The following is a 22,370-nucleotide window of genomic DNA, read 5'->3' on the forward strand; positions in this document are numbered from 1 at the left end:
ACCGGAGCCCAGCCGTGCTGCCGAACACGACGCCGGCCCGCGTCCGTCGCGACCGGTCACAGGCACCCGCCCGCGACGTCGTCGGAGCTGGCCGTCGGGTACGCCGCCTCGGTGCCCGCGGCATGCACCCGCATGAGGACCACGGACTCGGGCGTCCCCTCGGGCTGCAGGCCGCCCTCGGCGCCCTGCGTCTCCAGGACGAGCGTGCCGGACGGTCCGGTCAGCCACCACACCCGCGACTGCGGACCCTCGAGCGGGCCCTCCAGGGCGGGGTAGGCGGCCCGGAGCTCGTCGACCGTCGTCCCGACGCCGACGCCCTCGGCCGTGCGGACGGTGGCGCTCAGGACGTCGATGCGGGACACCTGCCGGTCGTCGGCCGCGACGTGGAAGAGCGGTCGCGGCTCGCCGTCGCGCACCTCGGGCGCGTAGCCGGCCGGCACCCACCGTCCCGGCGACCCGCCGGAGTCCGCGCACAGGTCGGGGTCCCACTCGATCATCGCCGCGCCGGGGTTCGTCGCGGGCGGTCGGCCGACGGCCAGCGGTCCCAGGCCGGCCGGGGAGAGCACCAGGTCCTCGGCCGCGGGGTGCGGATCGGTGGACGGCGGCGCCGTGGCCGGTGCGCCACCCGTGACGACGAGGCCCAGCGGACCGCCCGCGACCTCGAGCGCGTCGCCGTCGGCCAGGGTGAGCGCCACGGACAGGTAGACGTCGTAGGCACCCGGCGCGAGCGCCGCGGCTGCGGCGCCGTCGGTCGAGCAGGTGATGGGGACCCCCGCGAGGGGCTGGGACACCCGGGCGCCGGCGGGCAGGCGGACGTCGGGCGCCGGACCGCCGGGCGGTGCCCAGGTGCCCACCACGGTCCCGTCCTGCGCGAACCACACCCGCACCCCGGACGGGTTCGTCGCGTCGAGGTCGCGCTCGCCGCCGTTGACCAGCACGGTGTCGAGCGTGAGCCGCTCGCCGGCGACGACGGTGGTGTGGTCCGCCGCAGGTTCCAGGTGCAGGTCGGCGTCACCGGGCGGGTCCTCGAACGCCGGGACGGGGAGCCCGCACCCCAGGTCGCCGGTCGGGGTGACGACGCGCCACGGGGCGTCGTCGGGCACGGGGGTGGCCAGGCTGGTCGCGGGCGGCGCCGGCGCCGGCTGCACCGTCCGGTCCTCCACCAGCTGGAGCGTCCCGACGGCGACGGCACCGGCGGCAGCGAGCCCCACGACGCTCCCGCCGGCGGTCCGGGCTGCCCGCCGGCGGCGGATCCGGCGCATCACGGGTGCCGGCTCGAGGTCGGGGAGCGTCGAGGCGCTCGCGCGGGCGGCGTCGTGCAGGGCGGTGCCCAGGTCGAGGTCCATGTCATCGCTCCCGCACGAGAAGGGTCTGGGTGGGTGCGGGCCGGATCGGGCCGAGCACGCCCTCGAGGCTGTGCACCCCCATGCTCAGGTACCGCTTGACGGCGCCCTCGCTGACGGCGAGCCGGCGCGCGATCTCGGTGACGGTGAGGTCCTCGTAGAACCGCAGGACCACGCAGGCCCGCTGCTGCGGCGGCAGCCGGCGCAGTGCCGCGACGACGTCGACCCGGTCCCCGGTGGAGGACTCCGGGCCGGCTGTCTGGGACGGCTCGGCCGTCAGGTGGAGGCGCGCCGCCCACCGCCCGCGTCGTCGCCAGCCGTCGAGGTAGACGGTGAGGATGGTGCGGCGCACGTACGCCTCGGCGGAGTCGAGCTCCAGGCCGGCGCGCCGCCGGGAGAAGGTCTTGACCAGCGCGTCCTGGACGAGGTCCTCCGCGTCGTCGAGGTTGCCGCACAGCAGGTACGCGTAGCCCCGCAGGGCACGCCCGCGGGTCGCGATCAGCGACTCGACCACGTCGTCCTGGGTGGACACCCGTCACCCCTCGCCGGCCGGGCGCGGCCCGGTGGGCCGCTGCTACCGATCATGACGCCCGGCGGCCCTGGAACGTTGTCCGCGTGCGGGCGGTGGGGCCGGTGGGCACCCGGACGGCGGCTGGAGATCACCCCCTCGGGCTGGGTTAGGATTCCGGCAGACCCCTCGTGCGGCGTCATCTCGCTGAACCCCCCCAGGGCCGGAAGGCAGCAAGGGCAGGCGGGCTCTGGCGGGTGTGCGGGGGGTCCTCCTCGTCCGTGGGGCCGGAGGGACGACGCCGTCCGGCCTTCCGCCGCCTGCCGACGGGCGCGCGTCGCCGTCGTCCCCTCGAACCCGACCTGCTGCGTCTCAGCAGGTGTGGTGCCCGCGCGCGCGACGGGCACCGGTGCGACCGTGGCGGGGTCCTGGACCGGGCCGGGTCCGGAGACCGGTCGATCGGTGGACCGGGCCGGTGCTGCCGGGCTGCGTCGGGCGGGTGACGCGCGTCTCGTCACGGTCGGTATCGGTCACCGTCGGTGTCGTGTTGTCGAGGTGGTGCTGGAACAGGGCGTGCCCACGGCCTACATCGCTGGGATCGGCGAGGGAATGGTTGTGGTGGAAGTGAGCAGTGCGGGATCTGTGGTCTCGTCGGACGTCGGTACGTCGACGTTGACGACGCGTCTGGTCCTCCAGCTGGTGGCCGACCGCCTCGGGGAGGACGGTGTGGCCGCCGTCCTGCGGCGTGCGGACGTGCAGGGGCAGCGCGACACGCTGCGCAGTGCCACGGGGCGGGTGGACCACCCGACGAAGCTGCGCCTCTTCGCGGCGGCCGCCGACGTCCTGGGCGACGATCGTTTCGGTCTGGAGCTGGGCGCTGCGGCGCTGCGTGATCCGGCGTTCGCGACGGTCCGCGCCCTGGTGCGGTCGGCCGGGTCGCCGCAGCGGGCGCTGCGCCTCGTCTCCCGTGCGTCGGCGCGACTCGACAGCGCCGCGGTGCTCCGCTGCCAGGACGCCGCCCCCGGGGCGGCGAGCGTGGTGTCGCGCGTCTCCCCGCCGGACCACGCCGACCGTGTGGACTGCGACTACACCATCGGGTTGCTGCGTCAGGTCCCGGTCCTGTTCGGGGAGGCCGCGGCAGAGGTCCGGCACACCGAGTGCCAGGTCGACTCCGCGCCGGAGTGCGTGTACGAGCTCAGATGGAAGCGCCCGTGGCGGACCAGGTGGTCGCGGACGCAGGCGCCGACGGGCGGTGAGGTGGCCGCCGGGCCGATCGCACCGTTCGAGCACCGGCTCGCCGGTCTGCAGTCCGCGGCTGCCGATCTGGTCGGCGGTGGGTCGTTGGAGGACGTGCTCGAGCGGATCGCGGCGCGCGCCGGCTCGGCCGTCCACGCGCCCGGACACGTCCTGGCGGTGACACTGCCGTCCGGCCGCCGGCATCGTCGTCACGTGGGTGCGGGCACTGGCCTGACCGGTGCGGTCGACGAGCTGCACGCCGCTGGACCGGGGTCGCACGTCGTGGCCGGCCATCCTGTGCTGACGGTCGCGGTGGAGTCGGCGGCCCAGCACCACGGATACCTGTCCGCGGTGGCGCTGCCCGGCCAGGACTTCCTCCCCGAGGACCTCGGCACCCTGGCGGCCTTCGCCCAGCACGCTGCCGCCGGTGTGGAGATGGCGGGGCACCTGGAGCGGGCCCGGGAGGAGTCACGGACGGCACGCCTCCTGCTCGCGGTCGCGAGCTCCCTGTCGCGGCACCGCACCGTGGCGTCGGTGGCGGACGCCGTCGCGGCGGCCGTGCCGCCGCTGACCGGGGCCGACCGTTCCGCCTTCGCGCTGCTGGACCCCGACACCCACCGGGCGACCATCGCCGGGATGTGGGGTTGGCCGGACCGGCTGACCGACGAGGTCGCGCGCTACACCACCGATCCCCAGGAGAGCCCCGAGCTGTGCGCGCTGCTGCGCAGCCCGGCACCGGTCCGGCTCGACGCGACCGGCTCGACGTGGGCACGGGAGATGCTCGCCGCCTTCGACGTCGAGGTCATGGCGGCGGTGCCGGTGGTCCTGGAGGGCGAGGTGCTGGGCCTCGTGCTGGCGCACTGGGTGACCGGCGCGCCGGCGGTCCTCGACGACGTGCTGACCGAGCGGCTGACCGGCGTGGCCGGTCTGGCGGCGGTCGCCCTGGACAACACCCGCCTGCTCGAGCGAGTACGCCGCCAGGCCACGCTCGACGCCCTGACCGGCGTGCCGAACCGCGTGGTGCTGGAGGACCGCCTCGACGCCGCCCTGGAGGCCGCCCGGCGGGACCGGAGCCGGGTGGGTGTGCTGTTCTGCGACGTCGACCGGTTCAAGCGCGTGAACGACTCCCGGGGCCACGAGGCCGGCGACCAGCTGCTGCAGCACGTGGCGCAGGCGCTGGTCGCGTCCGTCGCGGCGCCGGGGACCGTCGCCCGCTACTCCGGCGACGAGTTCGTCGTGCTGCTGCCCGACGTGGCGTCGGACAGCGAGCTGCGCGACGTCGCCGGCATCATCCGTGCCCGGCTCGCGGCCCCGATGACCGCCGCGGGCGAGGAGGTGTACATCAGCATGGCCATCGGCTCCGCCCTCAGCGACGGATGGGCCGCCCATGACGGTGATCGCCGGCCGAAGGACGCCGGCTCCCTGGTCGCGCGCGCCCGCCAGGACATGTACCGCCTCAAGGCGCGTACCCGCGGCCTGCCGGCGCCGGTGGTCGACGGGATGGACCGGCTGCGCCTGGAGACCGACCTGCACGACGCAGCCAGCCGCAACGAGCTCGTGGTGCACTACCAACCCCAGGTCGACGCCGGAACCGGTCGGACGGTGGCCGTCGAGGCGCTGGTGCGGTGGCAACACCCCACGCTGGGCATGGTCCCTCCCGGGGTCTTCATCCCGATCGCCGAGGACAGCGGCGCCATCGGCGAGATCGGCGCGCACGTCCTCGCCGTGGCCTGCAGCACCGTCGCCGGCTGGCACGTCGGCGGCACGCCGCTGGAGCTCGCGGTCAACGTCTCCGCGTCGCAGCTGCACACAGCCGGCTTCAGCGACTTCGTCCGACTGGTGCTCAAGCAGACCGGCCTCGCCGCGCACCGCCTGGTGCTCGAGGTCACCGAGAGCCAGGTCGTCGCTGACACCGATGCGCTCGGCGAGCTCACCGCACTGCGTGCGCTCGGCGTGGGGATCTCGGTCGACGACTTCGGCACCGGCTACTCCTCGCTGAGCCAGCTGCGCCGCCTGCCCGCCACCGAGGTCAAGATCGACCAGTCCTTCACCGCCGAGCTGCCCGGCTCGGCCTCGTTCGTCGCCGGCATCGTCGCCCTGGCCCACAGCCTGGACCTGCGCGTGGTCGCCGAGGGCGTGGAGCAGCCCGAGCAGCTCCGGGCGCTGATCGACGCGGGGTGCGACCGCGCGCAGGGCTACCTCCTGGGCCGTCCCGCTCCCGCCGCGGACGTGCGATCCCGGACGGACGCCGCCGAGACGGAGGGACCTACTCATGGATGACGGCAGCACCGCCCGCCCGGCGCGCGACGTGCTCCCGTTCGCCGACTTCGCGGCGGCTGCGCGGGAGGTCACCCGCGAGCTGCGCGCCCGGCTCGGGATGCGCGCCTGGATGGTCACCCGCGCGGCCGGTGAGCACCAGGTCGTCCTGCAGGTCGACGACGCACCGGACGGGTACGGCATCGACGCCGGGGCGGTGCTCAGCTGGGACGGGTCGCTGTGCGCCGAGATGGTCGCCGGGCACGGCCCGCACGTCGCTCCCCGCGTCGCCGACGTGCCGGCGTTCGCCCACGCACCCAACCGGCGGCACGCACCCGTCGAGGCGTACATCGGTGTGCCGCTGGTGCAGTCCGACGGGCGGGTCTTCGGGACCCTGTGCGCGTTCGACCCCGAACCCCAGGCGCAGTCGCTGCACGACGCCGAGGGCCTGGTCGTCGTCCAGGCGCGTCTGCTGTCGACGGTGCTCGAGCTCGAGCTCGCCAACCAGGAGCTGCACCGACGCGCGGAGCGTGCCGAGGCGGACGCCACCATGGACGCGTTGACCCAGACCGGGAACCGCCGCGGGTGGGATCACACGCTCGCCGCTGAGGAGGCCCGCTGCCGCCGCTACGGCCACCCCGCGTGCGTCCTGGTCATCGACGTCAACGGCCTCAAGGAGGTCAACGACTCCCGCGGGCACACCGCTGGAGACCGGCTCCTGGCCGCCTGCGCGGCGGCGCTCACCGACAACGTGCGGACCTCGGACTACGTCGCCCGCCTCGGCGGTGACGAGTTCGCGGTCCTGACCGTCGAGACCGACCGACACGCCGGCACGGTCGAGCGGGAGCGCCTGCACGCAGCGCTGCGCGCGGCCGGGGTCGACGCGGCGGTCGGCCTGGGGGTCCGCCACCCGGAGTCCTCGCTCCAGACGGCGTGGCGGCAGGCCGACGAGGCGATGTACCGCGACAAGCGCCAGGCACGCGGGAGCGCCGCCCACCACGGGCGGTGACAGGTGAGGGGGCCGCACGCCCCGGGGGGCGGGACTCGACGAGTCCCGCCCCCCGGGGCAGGTCCGTCAGACCTTCTTGATGAAGCTCGACATCGTCTCGCTGCTGACGATCATGTTGCGGTTGAGCGCGAGCAGGTCGTCACCAGGCGTCGTCTTGCCGGCCGCCACCGTGAACGCCAGCTGGATGCCGGCGTCCCGCAACGCCCGCTGGGCGTCGGCGTCGTAGCGTCCGTACGGGTAGGCCAGGTACTCGGTCCGGGAGCCCTTGATCCCCGCCAGGACGGTGTCGGCGGCGGTGACCGAGGCGTACGCACCCTCGTAGCTCAGGGTCGACAGGTCGTTGTGGTCCTTGGTGTGGTTCTCCACCTCCACCGTGGCGGGCAGCCCGGCGAGCTGCGCCGCGGTGAGGTGACCTGGCGTGCCCACCCAGTCGGACACCGCGAACTGGACGGCCTTGAAGCCGTACCGCTCCAGCACCGGCACCACGTGGACGAGGAAGTCGCTCGTGCCGTCGTCGAAGGTCAGCAGGACGGGCTTGCTCGGCGCCGGAGCCTGGAAGGTCATGATGCTGCGGTACTCGTCGGCCGTCAGGGTCGTGTAGCCGTTGGACGCCAGGTAGGCCATCTGCTCGGTGAACTTCGCCGTGCTCAGCTGGTACCGGCCGGACGGGTTGTCGCTGACGACGTGGTAGGCGAGGACCGGGATGCTCACGGACGACGACGACGGGGGCGCCGGCGCGGCGGCGGACACGGGTCCGGTGGTGGCGAGCACCATCGACACGGCCACCAGCAGGACTGATGCGAACCTCTTCATGCGGACTCCTTCGTCGGCACAGGTGTGGACGACCGGCGCCTCGCTGCGCCGTCGTCAATTCCGGTTATTGGATGAACTAACCGCGTGCGGACACTAACGGACGCCTTCGCGCCCGGCGACCGGCACCTTTCGCCGTATGCCCGTAGGCGAGACGTCTCCCGCGGGACGCGACGGGCGACGGCGAGCCGGGCGCTGCCCCTGTCGTGCCGCCCGGGCGAGCGGGCGACCGGGTGGACGGGCAGCATGGGCGCATGACGTCCCAGGCGGAGACCGAGCCCGACCCGAACGACCCTGCGCTGGCAGTGCACTGCCCTCGGTGTGCTGCCGTCCCGGGGGCGCTGTGCCGCACCGCGGAGCGGGTGCCACGCCGACCGCACCGACGGCGACGCGCCGCCTACGCTCGTACCTCGGCTCTGCCCAGCCAGTGAGCGTCGCCTGAGCGTCCGCGGCAGCAGCGTGCTCAGGCCGCCGGGCGGGGTCGGCGGGTGAGCACCTGGGCAAGGGTGGTCCCGCGGGACCTGCGCCCCGTCGCCAGCAGGCGCAGCACCGGGACGGCGTTGATGGCTTCGTAGGCGAGCACGCAGGCGGGGACGAGCAGGGCCACGGCCAGCGCCCATCCGGCGACGGCGTCGATCCCCGTCGGCAGGAGCCAGACGGCGCACGCGACCACCAGGACGTAGTGCACCAGGTAGATCGGCAGTGAGGCGTCCACGACCCAGTCGACGAGGCGGCTCCTGCGGTCGGCGACCCGAGCGGCACCACCGAGGATCAGCAGCGCCACCGCGAGACCCCCGGTGGTGTCGGCGGCGGCGACGAGCGCGGCACCGGCGGGGGACTGCCATGTCTGCATCGACTCGGCGACGTGGACGACCAGGCACACGCCCCCCACGAGAGCCAGCACCGGCCACCCGGCACTCGCGCGACGCAGGTCCTGCGGGCGCAGCGCCAGTGCGGCGCCGATCACGAAGGCCGGCACGTACAGGACCACCTCGCTGGTCACCACGCCGCCCAGCAGGCCGCCGATCCCGCTCGCCCGCCAGATCGCCAGCCCGAGCACCACGACGACGCCGGCGGCACCGAGGACCGCGACGGTCCGGCCCACCGTCGCCTGCGCCCACGTCAGCCCTGCGGCTGCCACGCGGGCTGCCGGTGCGCGCCAGGGGGACGAGAGCAGCACGGCGGCGCCGGCGCAGTACAGGAGCAGGACGATGAGGAACCACAGGTGGTAGATGCCCGTCCAGCTGCCGACGCCGGTGGTCCAGCGGTCCACCGCGGTGCCCCAGTCGCCCGACCGGTGGCGGGCGACGAGCAGCGCCTGCAGCGGGTTGAGCAGCAGCAGCCCGAACAGCAGCGGGACGCCCAGGCGCCGTGCCCTCCCGCGGAACCACGTGCCGGGGTCGCGCCGCCGCAGGACCAGCACGGCGAAGAACCCGGCGACGACGAAGAAGGCGGGCATGCGCCACAGGTGCACGAGACCCCACAGGACCATCAGGACGGGGGACTGCTCACCGGGCGCGACCCAGGTGTCGCCGGAGAACACCACGGCCGCGTGGTACGGCACGCCGATGACCATGAGCGTGCCGCGCAGGCCGTCGAGAGAGTGCAGCCGCGTCGACGACGTCGTGACGGGAGCCGACGGGCGCGTGGTCGTCGGGTCGTCTGATCGCATCGGGCGACCCTAGCCTCACGCGAGGGAAGGGTTGGCGGACCGGCTCCCGTGGCACCCGTTCGGGTGCCGGAGCGCGACCGTGACGGACCACGGGGGCGGGCAGGATGACCTCCATGACCGGTGCGCAGGCCACACCCGACCGCGCGTCCGCCGCTGCCGCCACCCCGGCGGCGGCGCGGGAGGCGGTGCTGCTCGTCAACGTGCGCTCCCGGCGCGGGGCGGCGCTGCACGGGACGGTCCGGCGCATGCTCGAGCAGCGCGGGCTCACCATCACCGCCGAGCACCTGGTCACCGACCCTGCCGGCCAGCTGCCCGACCTCGTCCCGCGGATCCTGGCCGAGCACCCGCCGCTGCTGGTGGTCGGCAGCGGGGACGGCACCATCGCCACGGTCGTCGACCACCTCGCGCACACCGACACCGTGCTGGGCTACCTGCCCCTGGGGACGACGAACAACTTCGGCCGGAGCCTCGGGCTGCCGCCGCGGCTGCGGGACGCGATCGACGTCGTCGTGGACGGGCGCGTCGCGCACGTGGACCTCGGGCGGGTGAACGGCGACTGGTTCGCCAACCTCGTCAGCATCGGCGTCTCCGCGGAGGTCGCCGGCCGCACGCCGCACCTCCTCAAGCGCCACCTGGGCCGGGCGGCCTACGCCGCGACGGCTGCCCGCACGCTGCGCTCCCACCGGCCGTTCACGGCCGAGGTGCGCAGCGGCGACACGACGTGGCGCGTGCGCACGCACCAGCTCAACATCGCCAACGGCCGGATGCACGGCGGCTCCGCCATCGCCCGCGACGCGAGCCTGGAGGACCGGCTCCTGGTCGTCTACGCGCTCGGCGGCAGCTCGCGCTTCTCCACGGCCTGGGCGGCGGCACGGCAGGCGCTCACGCCGTGGCAGCCGGTGCAGCGCAAGGGGTACCTGACCGGCACCGAGTTCCACATCACCACGGACGTACCGCTGACGGTCGACGTCGACGGCGAGGTCTCCGGCATGACACCGATCCACGTCGAGGTGACGGCGCAGGCGCTGCGCGTGATGGCTCCTCGACATCCCGGTCGGGCGGCACCCGGCCCCGCGTCCGCCCGCGTGTAGCGCCCCGAGCCGGGCGTGCGGACCCGCTGCCGGCACCTGCTCGCTCTGCCCGCGCCGCCGACCTGGTCGGTCGACGAGTTCCCGCAGCCTTGACAGGTATCACTGTCAAGGTCAGCCTGGTCCGGTGCCCGACATCGCGGTGATCGAGGACCCGGGGACGGCGGCGTCGGCGCTGGACCCGCGCCGGTCCCGGCTGCTGGCGGCCCTCGCCGAGGAGCCGGCGTCCGCGGCGGGCCTGGCGGCGCGGCTCGGGCTGCCGCGCCAGCAGCTGGGCCATCACCTGCGCGCGCTGCAGGACCAGGGCCTGGTCGTCGAGGTGGCGCACCGGGCGCACGGCGGCCTCACCGAGCGGGTCCTGGCCGCGAGCGCCGACGCGTACGTGGTGTCCCCGGCCGCCCTGGGCGCCGCGGGCGCGGACCCGGACCGCGTGTCGGACCGGCTCTCGGCGGGGTACCTGCTCGCGCTGGCGGCCCGCGCGGTGCGCGAGGTGGGCGGGCTGGCGCGAGGGGCGGCGCAGGCCGGCCGACGGCTGCCGACGCTGGCGGTCGACGCCGACGTGCGGTTCGCGTCGCCTGCCGACCGCGCCGCGTTCGCGGACGACCTGGCCCAGGCGGTCCGCACGCTGGCCGCCCGGTACCACGACGAGGCGGCGCCCGACGGGCGGACCTACCGCGTCGTCGTCCTCAGCCACCCCGCGCCCACCCGGAGGGACCGACCATGACCGACCCCGTCGAGCAGCACGTCGAGCGCATGCCCGACGAGCGGGCCAACGACCGGCGACCTGAGGACCCGGACCGCGTCATCGACCTGTCCGTCGAGGTGCCCGGCACGCCCGAGGAGGTCTGGCGGGCGATCGCCACCGGCCCGGGCATCACGTCGTGGTTCGTCGCGCACGAGGTGGACGAGCGCCCGGGCGGCCAGGTCCGGATGGACTTCGGCGGCGGGCTCGTGCCCGGCGGGACGGTCACCGCGTGGGAGCCACCACGGCGGCTGGTCCTGGCCGGCGAGGGGGACCGCGCGCTGGCGTTCGAGTGGCTGGTCGAGGCGCGCGACGGCGGCACGTGCGTCGTGCGCCTGGTGACCAGCGGCTTCGGCGCGGACGAGAACTGGGACGCCGAGTACGACGGCCTCAACGAGGGGTGGCCGCTGTTCCTGGAGAACCTGCGCCTGCACCTGACCCACTTCCGCGGTCGGCAGGCCCGTGCGGTGATCCCCACGGCCACGGTCCCCGGCGACCCCGACGACGCCTTCGCCGGGGTGTGCGCGGCCCTGGGGGTCCCGGCCGACCTGCGCCCCGGTGACGCGCTGACGTCGTCCGGCCCCGGCGCGCCGCCGCTGGCCGGACGGGTCGCGTCCACCCGGGCGACCGACGGCGTGCGGGCGTACGCCCTGGTCCTGGACGCCCCCGTCCCGGGGACCGCCTTCCTCGCCGCCGAGCGGTCCGGCGACGCGGTGGCGCTGAGTCTGTGGCTGTACCTGTACGGCCCCGAGGCCCCGGGCCTGGCCGAGCCCTGGGGCCCGTTCCTGGCGACGTACGCGCAGGCCCGGACGCCGACGGTCTGAGGCCCGCGCCGCCCGGCGTGGGGTCGCGCCGTCCCCCCGCCGGGGTCTCTCCGGCGGGCCCGGACGACGCCGGACGACGTCGGAGGCGGCGTCTAGAGTTCCGTGGGTGACGACAGCCCTGTACCGCCGCTACCGGCCGGAGACGTTCGGCGAGGTGATCGGGCAGGAGCACGTCACGGCGCCGCTCATGCAGGCCCTGCGCACGGGCCGGGTGAACCACGCCTACCTGTTCAGCGGCCCCCGCGGCTGCGGCAAGACGACGTCGGCGCGCATCCTGGCGCGCTGCCTCAACTGCGCGACCGGGCCGACCGACACCCCGTGCGGCGTGTGCCCGTCCTGCGTGGAGCTGGCCCGGGGAGGACCGGGGTCGCTCGACGTCGTCGAGATCGACGCGGCCAGCCACGGTGGCGTCGACGACGCCCGCGACCTGCGCGAGCGCGCGACCTTCGCCCCCGCTCGCGACCGCTTCAAGATCTTCATCCTCGACGAGGCGCACATGGTCACCCCGCAGGGCTTCAACGCCCTGCTGAAGATCGTCGAGGAGCCGCCCGAGCACGTCATGTTCATCTTCGCGACGACGGAGCCGGACAAGGTCATCGGCACCATCCGCTCGCGCACGCACCACTACCCGTTCCGGCTCGTCCCGCCGGACGTGCTCACCCGGTACCTCGAGGCGCTGTGCGCCGCCGAGGGCGTCTCGGTGGGGGCCGGCGTGCTGCCCCTGGTGATCCGGGCCGGGGCCGGCTCGGTGCGCGACTCCCTGTCCGTGCTGGACCAGCTCGTGGCCGGTGCCGACGAGACCGGGATCGACTACGAGCGGGCGGTGCAGCTGCTGGGCTACACGCACTCCACCCTGCTCGACGACATCGTCGAGGCGGTCGCCGCGGGCGACGGAGCGAGTGCCTTCCGCGTCGTGGAGCGCGTCATCTCCACCGGTCACGAGCCGCGGCGGTTCGTGGAGGACCTGCTCGAGCGCCTGCGCGACCTCATCGTGCTGGCGGCGTCCGGGGAGGCGGCCGATGCCGCTCTGCGCGACGTGCCCGCCGACCAGCTCACCCGCATGCGGGCGCAGGCCGCGCACCTGGGTGCGGCCGAGCTGTCCCGCTCGGCCGACCTGGTCAACGCGGCGCTCGGGGAGATGACCGGCGCGACGTCGCCCCGCCTGCACCTGGAGCTCCTCGTCGCGCGCCTCCTCCTGCCCGCCGCCGACGACGGCCTGCTCGGTCACGGCGCGCGGCTGGACCGCCTCGAGCGCGGTGCCGGCCCGGCGGCCGTGCGGGCCGGCGGGTCCGGCGAGCGGCCGGCGGCGGTGGGGACCGCCGTCGCCCCCGGGCCCCCGGTCACCCCCGAACCCGCCGTCGTGCCCGAGCTCAGCGGCCGTGCCGCCGTGCGGGCGGCCGTCGACGCCGCCACGGGCCGCGGCGCGCCCCGGGTGGAGCCGCAGCCCGCACCGGAGGTCGTGGCGCCGGTCGCCCCGGTCACCCCGGTCCGGCCGGCGCCGGTGGAGGCGGTCTCCGTCGCGCCCGCCCCCGTCGCGCGCCCGGTCGAGCCGGCGCCGGTCGAGCCTGCCCCGGTCGAGCCCGCGCCGGTCGCACCCGCCCCGGTCGCGCGCCCGGTCGCGCCGCCCGCCGGCTCGCCGGCAGCAGCCGGGCCGTCCGCGGCGGACCTCGCAGACGCCGGGCCGTCCGCGGCGGACCTCGCGGACGCCGAGCCGTCCGCGGCGGACCGGGCAGACGCCGAGCCGACCGAGGGCGATCCCGCCGTGGCCCGACCGGTGCCGGCTGCGGACGAGGGCGCGTGGCCGGAGGTGGCGCGGCCCGGGTCGGTGTCCCGCCCTCGCGAGGGTGCGGCCGGTCCTGCGGGGCAGGCGACCGCAGCCCAGCCGTCCACGCCCCCCGCCGACGCCGACCGGCGGCCGCCGGCCCCGGTGCACTCCCTGCTGGCGTCCGGGACGCCGAACGCCGCCCCGGCGACCCCGTCGGCCGCCCCGCCGGCCGCGGCTCACCCCGACGCCGTCCGCCCGCCGCGCCCTGCCGCGGCGACCGGCCCGGACGTCCCCGCCCGGGAGGCCCCCAGCCCCTCGCGCGCCGCCCCGGCCCGGACGGGCGCGTCCGGCACGTCCGGCACGGGTCCGTCCGGCGGGGCCGGACCGGAGACGGAGGTGCTGCGCCGCCGCTGGCCCGAGGTGCTGGAGACGCTGAGCCGCCTGAAGAAGGTGACCTGGGCGATGGTCAGCCAGAACGCGCAGGTCGGGGAGCTCACGTCCAGCACGCTCACCCTGCTGTTCCCGGGCCCCGGCCTGGCGACCGCCTTCCGCGCCGGCCCGCACGCGGAGATCGTGCAGCGTGCCGTGCGCGAGACGCTCGGGTTCGACGTGCGCGTCGAGGGACGGGTCGGCGACGGCGCGTCGGCGGGTGCCCCCGGTGCGGCCGCGAGGCCGTCCGGCGCGGAGCCCGCGCGCGAGTCACGCGGCCCCCGCGACGCACCCGCCCGGCGCGACCGGGTCGTGGACCGCGCGGCGGCCGAGGCGTCGTGGGACGCGGTCGAGCCGCCGGACGACGACATCCCGGAGGGTCCGACCGTCGACCAGGTCCCGCCGGACCTCGAGGTACCGCAGGCCCGGAGCAGCGCGCGCGCCGCCGGCGAGCGCGCCCACGCCGCCTCCGTGCAGCGCACGGTCGCGGCCGGGCCCCCCGTGGAGGACTCGCCCAGCCCCGACGACCCCGACATCGCCACCTCGAACCTCACCGGCCCCCCGCTCGTGGCACAGCTGCTGGGCGGGACCGTCATCGACGAGCAGGTCGGGGACGAGGCCTGACGCACGACCAGCCCGGGCACCACGCCGGTCCGAGCACCACGCCGGCCGGAGCACCACGCCGAGACGCCGGAGACAGCATGACGCTGCGAGGGTTCGCCACCCTGAACATCTGGGCCGACGACGTCGCCGCGGCGGCCGACTGGTACGCGCAGGTCACCGGCGTGGAGGCGTACTTCCACCGGTCCGGCCCGGACGGGCGCCTGGCGTACGCCGAGTTCCGGCTCGGCGACCTGCAGGCGGAGCTCGGCATCATCGACCGGCGCTTCGGGCCGCCGGGCGGGGCCTCCGGCCCGGGCGGCGCCATCATGCACTGGCACGTCGACGACCTCGAGGGCACGCTCACGCGGCTCCTCGAGCTCGGGGCGACCCCGTATGCACCGGTCACGCCGCGCGGGGAGGGCTTCGTCACCGCGTCGGTGGTGGACCCGTTCGGCAACGTGCTGGGGATCATGACCAACCCGCACTACCTCGAGATGGTCGGGGGCCGGTCCGGCGGCTGACCGTGGGACCGCCCGCGCGGACGGGGGTTGACGCCGGCTCGCCGAAGGGGGTGACGGCGGCTCACCTCCGGCGGGAGACTCGACCATGGACGGCGCACAGCTCCTCATGGCAGTGGTCGACGGTGGCGGGACGGTCCCGCCCGCGATGGGGGTGGCAGCCGAGCTGGGACGCCGCGGCCACCGCGTGCGGGTGCTCGGCGACCCGACGGTCGAGGCGTCCGCACGCGCCGCGGGGTGCGAGTTCCTGCCGTGGACGACGGCGCCCAGCTTCGCGACCCTCGCCGAGCAGACCGCCGCGCTCGGGGCCGCCGAGCACGGCAGCCCGCGCGCGCGGATGAGGGTCGTCACCCGGTTCGCCGGCGGACCGGCGATCCGCGCGTTCGCCGACGACGTGCTCGCGGCGACGCGGGCGCAGCCGACGGACGGCGTACTGGTCGAGGCGATGCTGCCGGGGCTGGTGATCGGCGCGGAGGCGTCCGGCCTGCCGGCGGCCGGGCTCATGGCCAACCTCTACGTGCCTCCGACCCGGGGTCTGCCGCCGATGAGCACGGGGTGGTCCCCTGGTCGCACCCCGGTGGGAAGGCTGCGCGACACGGCCGTCCTCGGGGCCGCCCGGCTCGCGACGCGGGGGGCCGCACGTCCGCTCAACCGCATCCGGGCCGAGTACGGGCTGGCGCCGGTACCGGACGTGTTCGCCCAGCTGGACCGGCTGTCCCGCGTGCTGGTGATGTCCAGCGCGGCGTTCGACTTCCCCGCCACGCTCCCCCCGAACGTGCGGTACGTCGGGCCGCAGACCGACGACCCGGACTGGGCCGGCGGGCAGGACTGGCGACCGGACGGGGACGGTCCGCTCGTGCTGGTCGGCATGAGCTCGGTCTACCAGCGCCAGGCGGGCGTGCTCCGCACGGTCGCGCAGGCGCTGGGGTCGCTGCCCGTGCGCGGCGTGATCACCACCGGGCGCGCGGTCGCGCCCGACGAGGTGCCCGCGGCCGCCGACATCCGGGTCGTGCGGTCGGCACCGCACCGCGAGGTGCTGCGCGAGGCGTCCGTCGTCGTGACCCACGCCGGGCACGGCACGGTGCTCAAGAGCCTGGCCGCCGGCGTCCCCGTCGTGTGCCTGCCGATGGGCCGCGACCAGCGCGCCAACGCCGCCCGGGTGGTCCGGCTGGGCGCCGGGGTGCGGGTCTCGCCCCGGGCGTCGGCGGACCGCGTGGCAGCCGCCGTCCGCCAGGTGCTGGCCGACCCGTCCTTCGCCTCGGCCGCCGCCCGGACTGCGCAGGTGCTGGCCTCCGAGGCCGCCACCCACCCCAGCGCCGCGGACGAGGTCGAGGCGATGATCGGGGTGACGCCCGCCCGGAGCCGCTGACCGCTGGCCTGGTCCGACGGCCGTCACCGACGGCCCCGCCCGACCGCGCCGCGCGGCGCGCCACGGGCCACTGCGGCTAGCCTGGCGCGAGCCCGGCCACAGGAGGACGACCATGCCGCTCATCGGCGCCCATGTGCGCGGCGACGACCCGGTGGCGATGGCCGCCGAGGTCGACGCGCAGTCCGTGCAGCTCTTCCTCGCCGACCCGCAGGGGTGGAAGAAGCCCGTCCCCCGGGACGACGCCGACGCGATCCTCGACTCCGGCCTCGGCGTCTACGCGCACGCGCCGTACCTGGTCAACGTCGCCTCGACGAACAACAAGATCCGCATCCCCAGCCGCAAGATGATCGAGCAGCACGCGGCCGCCGCCGCCGGCCTCGGGGCCCGGGGGCTCGTCGTCCACGGCGGGCACGTCGGGGAGGGCGACGACATCGCCGTCGGCGTGGACAACTGGCGCAAGACGTTCGCCCGCGCGACGTTCCCCGTGCGCGTCCTGGTGGAGAACACGGCCGGGGGCGAGAACGCCTGCGCGCGTACGCTGGACCGGATCGCGATGCTGTGGGACGCGATCGGCGAGTACGACGTCGGCGTGTGCCTGGACACCTGCCACGCCTGGGCGGCCGGGGAGGACCTGGAGACGATCGTCGAACGGGTCCGCGCCGTCACCGGTCGCGTGGACCTCGTGCACGCCAACAGCTCGCGGGACCCGTTCGGGTCCAGCCGCGACCGGCACGCCAGCTTCGCCACCGGCGAGATCCCGCCGGAGCTCATCGCGCACGTCGTGCGGGAGGCGGGCTGCGACGTCCTCGTCGAGACCCCGGCGGAGCGTCAGGCCGAGGACATCGCGTTCCTGCGGGCCGCGCTCGCGGGGTGAGCCGCCGCGCAGCCGCACCCGAACACCGTGGGCGGGCGGCGTCGGTGTCACCCCGTAGGCTGACGGCGTGTACGAAGGCGCGGTCCAGGACCTGATCGACGAGCTCGGGCGACTGCCCGGCGTCGGTCCCAAGAGCGCGCAGCGGATCGCCTTCCACCTGCTCGCGGCCGACCCCACCGATGTGCGGCGCCTCGTCGACGCCCTCACCGAGGTCAAGGCGCGGGTCCGCTTCTGCGAGGTCTGCGGCAACGTCTCGCAGGAGCCGCAGTGCCGGGTCTGCCGTGACCCGCGGCGGTCCGACGAGGTGATCTGCGTCGTGGAGGAGCCCAAGGACGTCGTCGCGATCGAGCGCACCCGCGAGTTCCGCGGCAAGTACCACGTGCTCGGCGGCGCCATCAACCCGATCGCCGGGGTCGGCCCGGACGACCTGCGGATCAAGGACCTGCTGTCGCGGCTGGCCAGCGGCGTGGTCACCGAGGTCATCCTGGCGACCGACCCGAACGTCGAGGGCGAGGCCACGGCCACGTACCTCGCCCGCATGCTCGTGCCCATGGGGCTCACCGTGAGCCGGCTGGCCTCAGGCCTGCCGGTCGGCGGCGACCTCGAGTACGCCGACGAGATCACTCTCGGACGGGCGTTCGAAGGACGGAGGCGGATCAATGCCTGACGACGTGATTCCCGGCCCACGAGGCCTGCGGTCGGCCCGCACCGGCCTGTCCAGCGTCCCCGGCCCGTCCGGCCCGTCCGGCGCCGGGCGGAGCGCTCCCGACCTGGACGCCGAGACCGCCGAGCTGCTGGGCGTCGCCCGCACGATGGCGGACGAGGCCCGGGCCTACCTGACGACGGTGACCGAGGTCGCCGCGGGGTCCAACCCCGACGCCACGATGCCGCTGCTGCTGCTCGCCGTCTCCGACGTGCTGTCGGCCGGTTCCCGGCTGGGGGCGATGCTCGACATCGTCCCGCCGGAGCGCTTCGAGCCGGACGTCGGCCCGGACCCCGACGTCGACCCGCTGCACTCCGCCCTGGCCAACGTGCTCGACGGGCTCGACGACTACCCCGAGATCGTCGACCCGGTCCTCGGGCCGGAGATCGGCGCCGCCACCATCTCCGGTGACCTCGTCGTCATCGCCGGCGCGCTCGCGCAGGGGCTGCGGCACTTCGACGCCGGCCAGGAGCTCGAGGCGCTGTGGTGGTGGCAGTTCTCCTACCTGTCCAACTGGGGCGAGCGGGCCTCCAGCGCGCTGCGGGTCCTGCAGATCATCCTCGCCCACCTGCGGCTGGACGTGGAGGACGACGTCGCCGCCGAGGCGGAGTACGACGCCCTCCAGGCCTGAGCGACGGACCGCACGCCCGCTGGAGGCGTCGATCCTGACGGGCGGCAGACCTCGATCCTCATCGGCGACCACGTGCGCGCGGCTGAGCAGGCGCGCACGGACCTCGCCCGCACCGTGCTGGTGCTCACCCGCCCGCATGGCTCGTCGTCGCCGCTGTGGTAGACCAGCGCCCGTGAGCGCCGCCCCCTGCACCCGCCCCGACCGCCGGTGACCAGCGGAGGCGTCGAGCTCGCGACCGACGTGGTGCTGCTGCTCGCACTCGCGGGATTCGTGGCCGGCTGGATCGACGCGGTCGTCGGCGGGGGAGGCCTCGTGCAGCTCCCGGCGCTGCTGCTGGTCCCCGGGATCAGCCCGGTCCAGGCGCTGGCGACGAACAAGCTCGCCGGGATCATGGGGACGTCGGTCAGCGCCGTGACCTTCTACCGGCGCGTCCACCCCGACCTGCGCACGGCTGCGCCGATGGCCGCCGCCGCGCTCGTCGGCGCCGGCGGGGGAGCGCTGCTCGCCAGCTCGCTGCCGGCGTCGGTGTTCCGGCCGGTCATCCTCGTCGCGCTCGTCGCGGTCGCGGTCTACACCCTCGCTCGGCCCCAGCTCGGCCGCGCCACGTCGCTGCGCTGGGCGGGCGGCCGCCACCTGACCGGCGCCGTCGCGCTGGGCGCCGGGATCGGGTTCTACGACGGCCTGCTCGGCCCGGGTACGGGCACGTTCCTGGTGATCGGGCTCGTCGCGGTCCTGGGGTACGCATTCCTCGAGGCGTCGGCCAAGGCGAAGATCGTCAACGCGGCGACGAACCTCGGCGCGCTCGTCGTCTTCACCCTCCAGGGCGCGCCGCTGTGGCAGCTCGGCCTCGTCGTGGGCGCCGCCAACATCGCCGGCGCCTACCTCGGTGCCCGGATGGCGGTCGCCAAGGGGAGCAGGTTCGTGCGGGTGGTGTTCATGGTCGTGGTGGGCGGCCTCATCGTGCGCCTGGGCTGGGACGTCCTGGCCTGACGGTCGGTCGCGTCCGACATGTGGCGGGGCCGCGGTCCACAGTGTGGGCGGCCCTAGACTCGGCGGTCGTCCAGCCCGGCCCGACGAAGGTTCCCTCACGTGGCTCTGATCGTGCAGAAGTACGGCGGCTCCTCCGTCGCGGACGCCGCCAGCATCAAGCGCGTCGCGAAGCGGATCGCCGAGTCCAAGCGCGCCGGTCACGACGTCGTCGTCGTCGTCTCCGCCATGGGCGACACCACGGACGAGCTCATCGACCTCGCGAACGAGATCACGCCGATGCCGCCGTCGCGCGAGATGGACATCCTCCTGACGGCCGGCGAGCGGATCTCGATGTCGCTGCTGGCGATGGCGATCGCCAACCTCGGTGTGGACGCGCAGTCGTTCACCGGGCAGCAGGCCGGCGTCATCACCGACAGCGCCCACGGCAGGGCGCGGATCATCGACGTCTCGCCGTCCCGCATCCGCAACGCGATCGCCCAGGGCGCCGTCGCGATCGTCGCGGGCTTCCAGGGCGTCACCCTGCACACGAACGACGTCACCACGCTGGGCCGCGGCGGCTCGGACACCACCGCCGTCGCGCTCGCAGCCGCGCTGATGGCCGACGTCTGCGAGATCTACACCGACGTCGACGGCGTGTTCACCGCGGACCCGCGGATCGTGCCGAGCGCGCGCAAGATCGACCGCATCTCCTACGACGAGATGCTGGAGATGGCCGCCAGCGGCGCGAAGGTGCTGGTGCTGCGCTGCGTCGAGTACGCCCGGCGCTACGGGGTGCCGATCCACGTCCGGTCCTCGTTCTCCGGGCGCGAGGGGACACTGGTCACGGCGCAGCCGTCCGACGACGAAGGAGCAGGACCCATGGAGCAGCCGATCATCTCCGGCGTCGCGCACGACCGCAGCGAGGCGAAGATCACCGTCGTCGGCGTCCCGGACGTGCCCGGCACCGCCGCGCGGATCTTCGAGGCGGTCGCGGCCGCCGGCGTGAACATCGACATGATCGTCCAGAACGTGTCCGCCGCCGCCACCGGCCTGACCGACATCTCGTTCACGCTCCCCGCGGCGGACGGTCAGGTCGGCATCTCCGCGCTCACGGCCGTGCAGGGCGAGATCGGCTTCGCGTCGCTGCAGTACGACGACACGATCGGCAAGGTGTCGCTGGTCGGCGCCGGCATGCGGTCCCACCCCGGCGTCTCGGCGAAGCTGTTCGCCGCGCTGCGGGACGCCGGCATCAACATCGAGATGATCTCCACGTCCGAGATCCGCATCTCGGTCGTCACGCGCGCCGACCACCTGGACGACGCCGTCCGCGCGGTGCACACCGCGTTCGAGCTGGACAGCGACGAGGACGAGGCCGTGGTCTACGGCGGGACGGGGCGGTAGTGATGAGCGAGACCACCGAAGGGCTGCGGGTCGGCGTCGTCGGAGCGACCGGCCAGGTCGGCGCGGTCATGCGTCGCCTGCTGGAGGAGCGCGACTTCCCGGTCGCCGAGATCCGGTTCTTCGCCTCGGCCCGGTCCGCCGGCACGACGCTGCCGTGGAAGGGCGCCGAGGTCGTCGTCGAGGACGCCGCCACCGCCGACCCGACCGGCCTGGACATCGCCCTGTTCTCCGCCGGGGGCGCGACGTCGAAGGCCCAGGCGCCCCGGTTCGCCGCGGCCGGCGCGATCGTCGTCGACAACTCCTCCGCCTGGCGGCTGGACCCCGACGTCCCGCTGGTCGTCTCCGAGGTCAACCCCGAGGCGGTGCGGGACGCGCGCAAGGGCATCATCGCGAACCCGAACTGCACCACGATGGCCGCGATGCCGGTCCTGAAGGTCCTGCACGACGAGGCCGGGCTCGAGCGCCTGATCGTCAGCACCTACCAGGCGGTGTCCGGCTCCGGGCTCGCCGGCGCGACCGAGCTCGACGAGCAGGTCCGCGGCGCCGTGGAGCAGGACACCCTGGCGCTCGTCCACGACGGCGGCGCGGTGACCTTCCCCGAGCCGCGGAAGTACGTGCGCCCGATCGCGTTCAACGTCGTGCCGCTCGCGGGGAACCTCGTCGACGACGGCTCGCACGAGACGGACGAGGAGCAGAAGCTCCGCAACGAGAGCCGCAAGATCCTGGGCATCCCCGGGCTGCGGGTGTCGGGCACCTGCGTGCGGGTCCCGGTCTTCACCGGGCACTCGCTGTCGGTCAACGCCGAGTTCGCCCGGCCGCTCACGCCTGAGCGTGCCCGCGAGCTGCTGGCCGGCGCACCGGGCGTCGAGCTCGCCGACGTCCCGAACCCGCTGGGCGCCGCGGGTGCGGACCCGAGCTTCGTGGGCCGCCTGCGCCAGGACCCGGGCGTGCCGGACGACCGCGGCCTGGCGCTGTTCATCTCCAACGACAACCTGCGCAAGGGCGCGGCGCTCAACGCGGTGCAGATCGCCGAGGTGCTGCTTGCCGACCGGTCCGCCCGGGAGCGCGTCGCCGGCTGACGCCCGGCCCGTCTCCGGCGTGGGCATTGCGCGCCGTCACGGACGGGTGAACCAGGCGCCCCGCGACGGGTCCGCCCGGTAGGCGACCACGTGCGCGATCCGCTCGCGGGAGGTCGGGGCCAGCGGCTCGGGCAGCGCGTCCGGGCTGAACCACCCGACGTCGGTCGACTCGTCGTCGGCCACGTGGGCGACCCCGGCGACGAACCGGCACGCGAACGTGAGGTCGAGGTACTGGGCGCGGTCGCCGTTCGGGTAGACGACCTCCCGGTGGTCGGTGACCACCGACGCCAGGCCGTCGACCTCGGCCGTCACCCCGGTCTCCTCGAGCACCTCCCGCGCGGCTGCGACGGCCGGCTGCTCACCGGGCTCGAGGATCCCGCTGACCACCGCCCAGCGGCCGTTGTCCGCGCGGCGGCCCAGCAGGACGCGACCGTCGTCGTCCACGACGACAGCGCTCACGCCGGGCAGCCACAGCAGCTCCGTCCCGACCCGGTCCCGCAGGCGACGGACGAACTCGGGGATCGGCACGGCGCGAGCGTAC

General features: G+C 75.3%; 20 protein-coding genes and 1 other RNA gene. 16 read left to right on the plus strand and 5 right to left on the minus strand.

Going from position 1 to position 22,370, the window contains the following annotated elements:
* Positions 1-56: 56 nt before the first annotated feature.
* Complete coding sequence (locus tag CAE01nite_RS02045) at positions 57-1,346, minus strand: hypothetical protein (protein WP_146899141.1); 1,290 nt, start codon at positions 1,344-1,346, stop codon at positions 57-59.
* A gap of 1 nt (position 1,347) precedes the next feature.
* Positions 1,348-1,875, minus strand: a complete 528-nt coding sequence (locus tag CAE01nite_RS02050) for a sigma-70 family RNA polymerase sigma factor (protein WP_146899144.1) — start codon at positions 1,873-1,875, stop codon at positions 1,348-1,350.
* 156 nt (positions 1,876-2,031) lie between these two features.
* Here CAE01nite_RS02050 and ffs point away from each other — a divergent pair.
* The 3 genes from ffs to CAE01nite_RS18700 all read left to right on the plus strand — a co-directional run bounded on the left by ffs (position 2,032) and on the right by CAE01nite_RS18700 (position 6,352).
* Positions 2,032-2,128, plus strand: an RNA gene (ffs, locus tag CAE01nite_RS02055) — signal recognition particle sRNA small type.
* Positions 2,129-2,523: 395 nt separating this feature from the next.
* Positions 2,524-5,367: an EAL domain-containing protein gene (locus CAE01nite_RS02065; protein ID WP_186816380.1), complete on the plus strand. Its 2,844-nt coding sequence runs from the start codon at positions 2,524-2,526 to the stop codon at positions 5,365-5,367.
* Complete coding sequence (locus CAE01nite_RS18700; RefSeq protein ID WP_146899154.1) at positions 5,360-6,352, plus strand: GGDEF domain-containing protein; 993 nt, start codon at positions 5,360-5,362, stop codon at positions 6,350-6,352. Before CAE01nite_RS02065 ends, CAE01nite_RS18700 begins: the two co-directional genes overlap by 8 nt.
* Positions 6,353-6,418: 66 nt before the next feature.
* Here the strand turns inward: CAE01nite_RS18700 and CAE01nite_RS02075 are convergent, their stop codons facing one another.
* Entirely contained in the window at positions 6,419-7,165 is a 747-nt protein-coding gene (locus CAE01nite_RS02075; RefSeq protein ID WP_146899157.1) for a polysaccharide deacetylase family protein, read from the minus strand.
* 251 nt (positions 7,166-7,416) lie between these two features.
* Here CAE01nite_RS02075 and CAE01nite_RS18975 point away from each other — a divergent pair, with 251 nt between their 5' ends.
* Positions 7,417-7,593: a zinc finger domain-containing protein gene (locus CAE01nite_RS18975; RefSeq protein WP_425549753.1), complete on the plus strand. Its 177-nt coding sequence runs from the start codon at positions 7,417-7,419 to the stop codon at positions 7,591-7,593.
* Positions 7,594-7,625: 32 nt separating this feature from the next.
* Here CAE01nite_RS18975 and CAE01nite_RS02080 read toward each other — a convergent pair whose 3' ends face one another.
* Positions 7,626-8,834, minus strand: a complete 1,209-nt coding sequence (locus tag CAE01nite_RS02080) for an acyltransferase family protein (RefSeq protein ID WP_146899160.1) — start codon at positions 8,832-8,834, stop codon at positions 7,626-7,628.
* 113 nt (positions 8,835-8,947) lie between these two features.
* Here CAE01nite_RS02080 and CAE01nite_RS02085 point away from each other — a divergent pair, with 113 nt between their 5' ends.
* The 12 genes from CAE01nite_RS02085 (at position 8,948) to CAE01nite_RS02140 (ending at position 21,829) form a co-directional block, all read left to right on the plus strand.
* Positions 8,948-9,925 (plus strand): diacylglycerol/lipid kinase family protein, encoded by a 978-nt coding sequence (locus CAE01nite_RS02085; protein ID WP_146899163.1) that lies wholly within the window; start codon positions 8,948-8,950, stop codon positions 9,923-9,925.
* Between the two features lie 124 nt (positions 9,926-10,049).
* The gene (locus tag CAE01nite_RS02090) at positions 10,050-10,646 is read left to right on the plus strand and encodes an ArsR/SmtB family transcription factor (RefSeq protein WP_146899166.1); all 597 of its coding nucleotides are present in this window, start codon (positions 10,050-10,052) and stop codon (positions 10,644-10,646) included.
* On the plus strand, positions 10,643-11,488 hold the full coding sequence (locus tag CAE01nite_RS02095) for an SRPBCC family protein (RefSeq protein WP_146899169.1): 846 nt from the start codon (positions 10,643-10,645) through the stop codon (positions 11,486-11,488). Before CAE01nite_RS02090 ends, CAE01nite_RS02095 begins: the two co-directional genes overlap by 4 nt.
* A 106-nt stretch (positions 11,489-11,594) precedes the next feature.
* A complete protein-coding gene (locus CAE01nite_RS02100) occupies positions 11,595-14,306 on the plus strand; it encodes a DNA polymerase III subunit gamma and tau (protein WP_146899172.1) in 2,712 nt (903 codons plus the stop codon).
* Between the two features lie 77 nt (positions 14,307-14,383).
* A complete protein-coding gene (locus tag CAE01nite_RS02105; RefSeq protein ID WP_146899175.1) occupies positions 14,384-14,806 on the plus strand; it encodes a VOC family protein in 423 nt (140 codons plus the stop codon).
* An 85-nt stretch (positions 14,807-14,891) separates the two neighbouring features.
* The gene (locus CAE01nite_RS02110; protein WP_146899177.1) at positions 14,892-16,172 is read left to right on the plus strand and encodes a nucleotide disphospho-sugar-binding domain-containing protein; all 1,281 of its coding nucleotides are present in this window, start codon (positions 14,892-14,894) and stop codon (positions 16,170-16,172) included.
* Positions 16,173-16,284: 112 nt separating this feature from the next.
* A complete protein-coding gene (locus tag CAE01nite_RS02115; RefSeq protein ID WP_146899180.1) occupies positions 16,285-17,046 on the plus strand; it encodes a deoxyribonuclease IV in 762 nt (253 codons plus the stop codon).
* Between the two features lie 67 nt (positions 17,047-17,113).
* The gene (recR, locus tag CAE01nite_RS02120; protein WP_146899183.1) at positions 17,114-17,713 is read left to right on the plus strand and encodes a recombination mediator RecR; all 600 of its coding nucleotides are present in this window, start codon (positions 17,114-17,116) and stop codon (positions 17,711-17,713) included.
* A gap of 145 nt (positions 17,714-17,858) precedes the next feature.
* Positions 17,859-18,380, plus strand: coding sequence for a DUF5063 domain-containing protein (locus CAE01nite_RS02125; protein ID WP_146899858.1), 522 nt, complete (start codon positions 17,859-17,861; stop codon positions 18,378-18,380).
* A gap of 207 nt (positions 18,381-18,587) precedes the next feature.
* Positions 18,588-19,370 carry a TSUP family transporter gene (locus CAE01nite_RS02130; protein ID WP_146899185.1) on the plus strand — a complete coding sequence of 261 codons (783 nt, stop codon included), beginning with the start codon at positions 18,588-18,590 and terminating at the stop codon, positions 19,368-19,370.
* 99 nt (positions 19,371-19,469) lie between these two features.
* Positions 19,470-20,750: an aspartate kinase gene (locus CAE01nite_RS02135; RefSeq protein WP_146899188.1), complete on the plus strand. Its 1,281-nt coding sequence runs from the start codon at positions 19,470-19,472 to the stop codon at positions 20,748-20,750.
* Between the two features lie 2 nt (positions 20,751-20,752).
* On the plus strand, positions 20,753-21,829 hold the full coding sequence (locus tag CAE01nite_RS02140; RefSeq protein ID WP_146899191.1) for an aspartate-semialdehyde dehydrogenase: 1,077 nt from the start codon (positions 20,753-20,755) through the stop codon (positions 21,827-21,829).
* Positions 21,830-21,865: 36 nt separating this feature from the next.
* Here the strand turns inward: CAE01nite_RS02140 and CAE01nite_RS02145 are convergent, their stop codons facing one another.
* The gene (locus CAE01nite_RS02145; RefSeq protein WP_146899194.1) at positions 21,866-22,357 is read right to left on the minus strand and encodes an NUDIX hydrolase; all 492 of its coding nucleotides are present in this window, start codon (positions 22,355-22,357) and stop codon (positions 21,866-21,868) included.
* Positions 22,358-22,370: the final 13 nt, after the last annotated feature.

The sequence above is a fragment of the Cellulomonas aerilata genome, assembly GCF_007991755.1.
Classification (GTDB): Bacteria; Actinomycetota; Actinomycetes; order Actinomycetales; family Cellulomonadaceae; genus Pengzhenrongella; species Pengzhenrongella aerilata.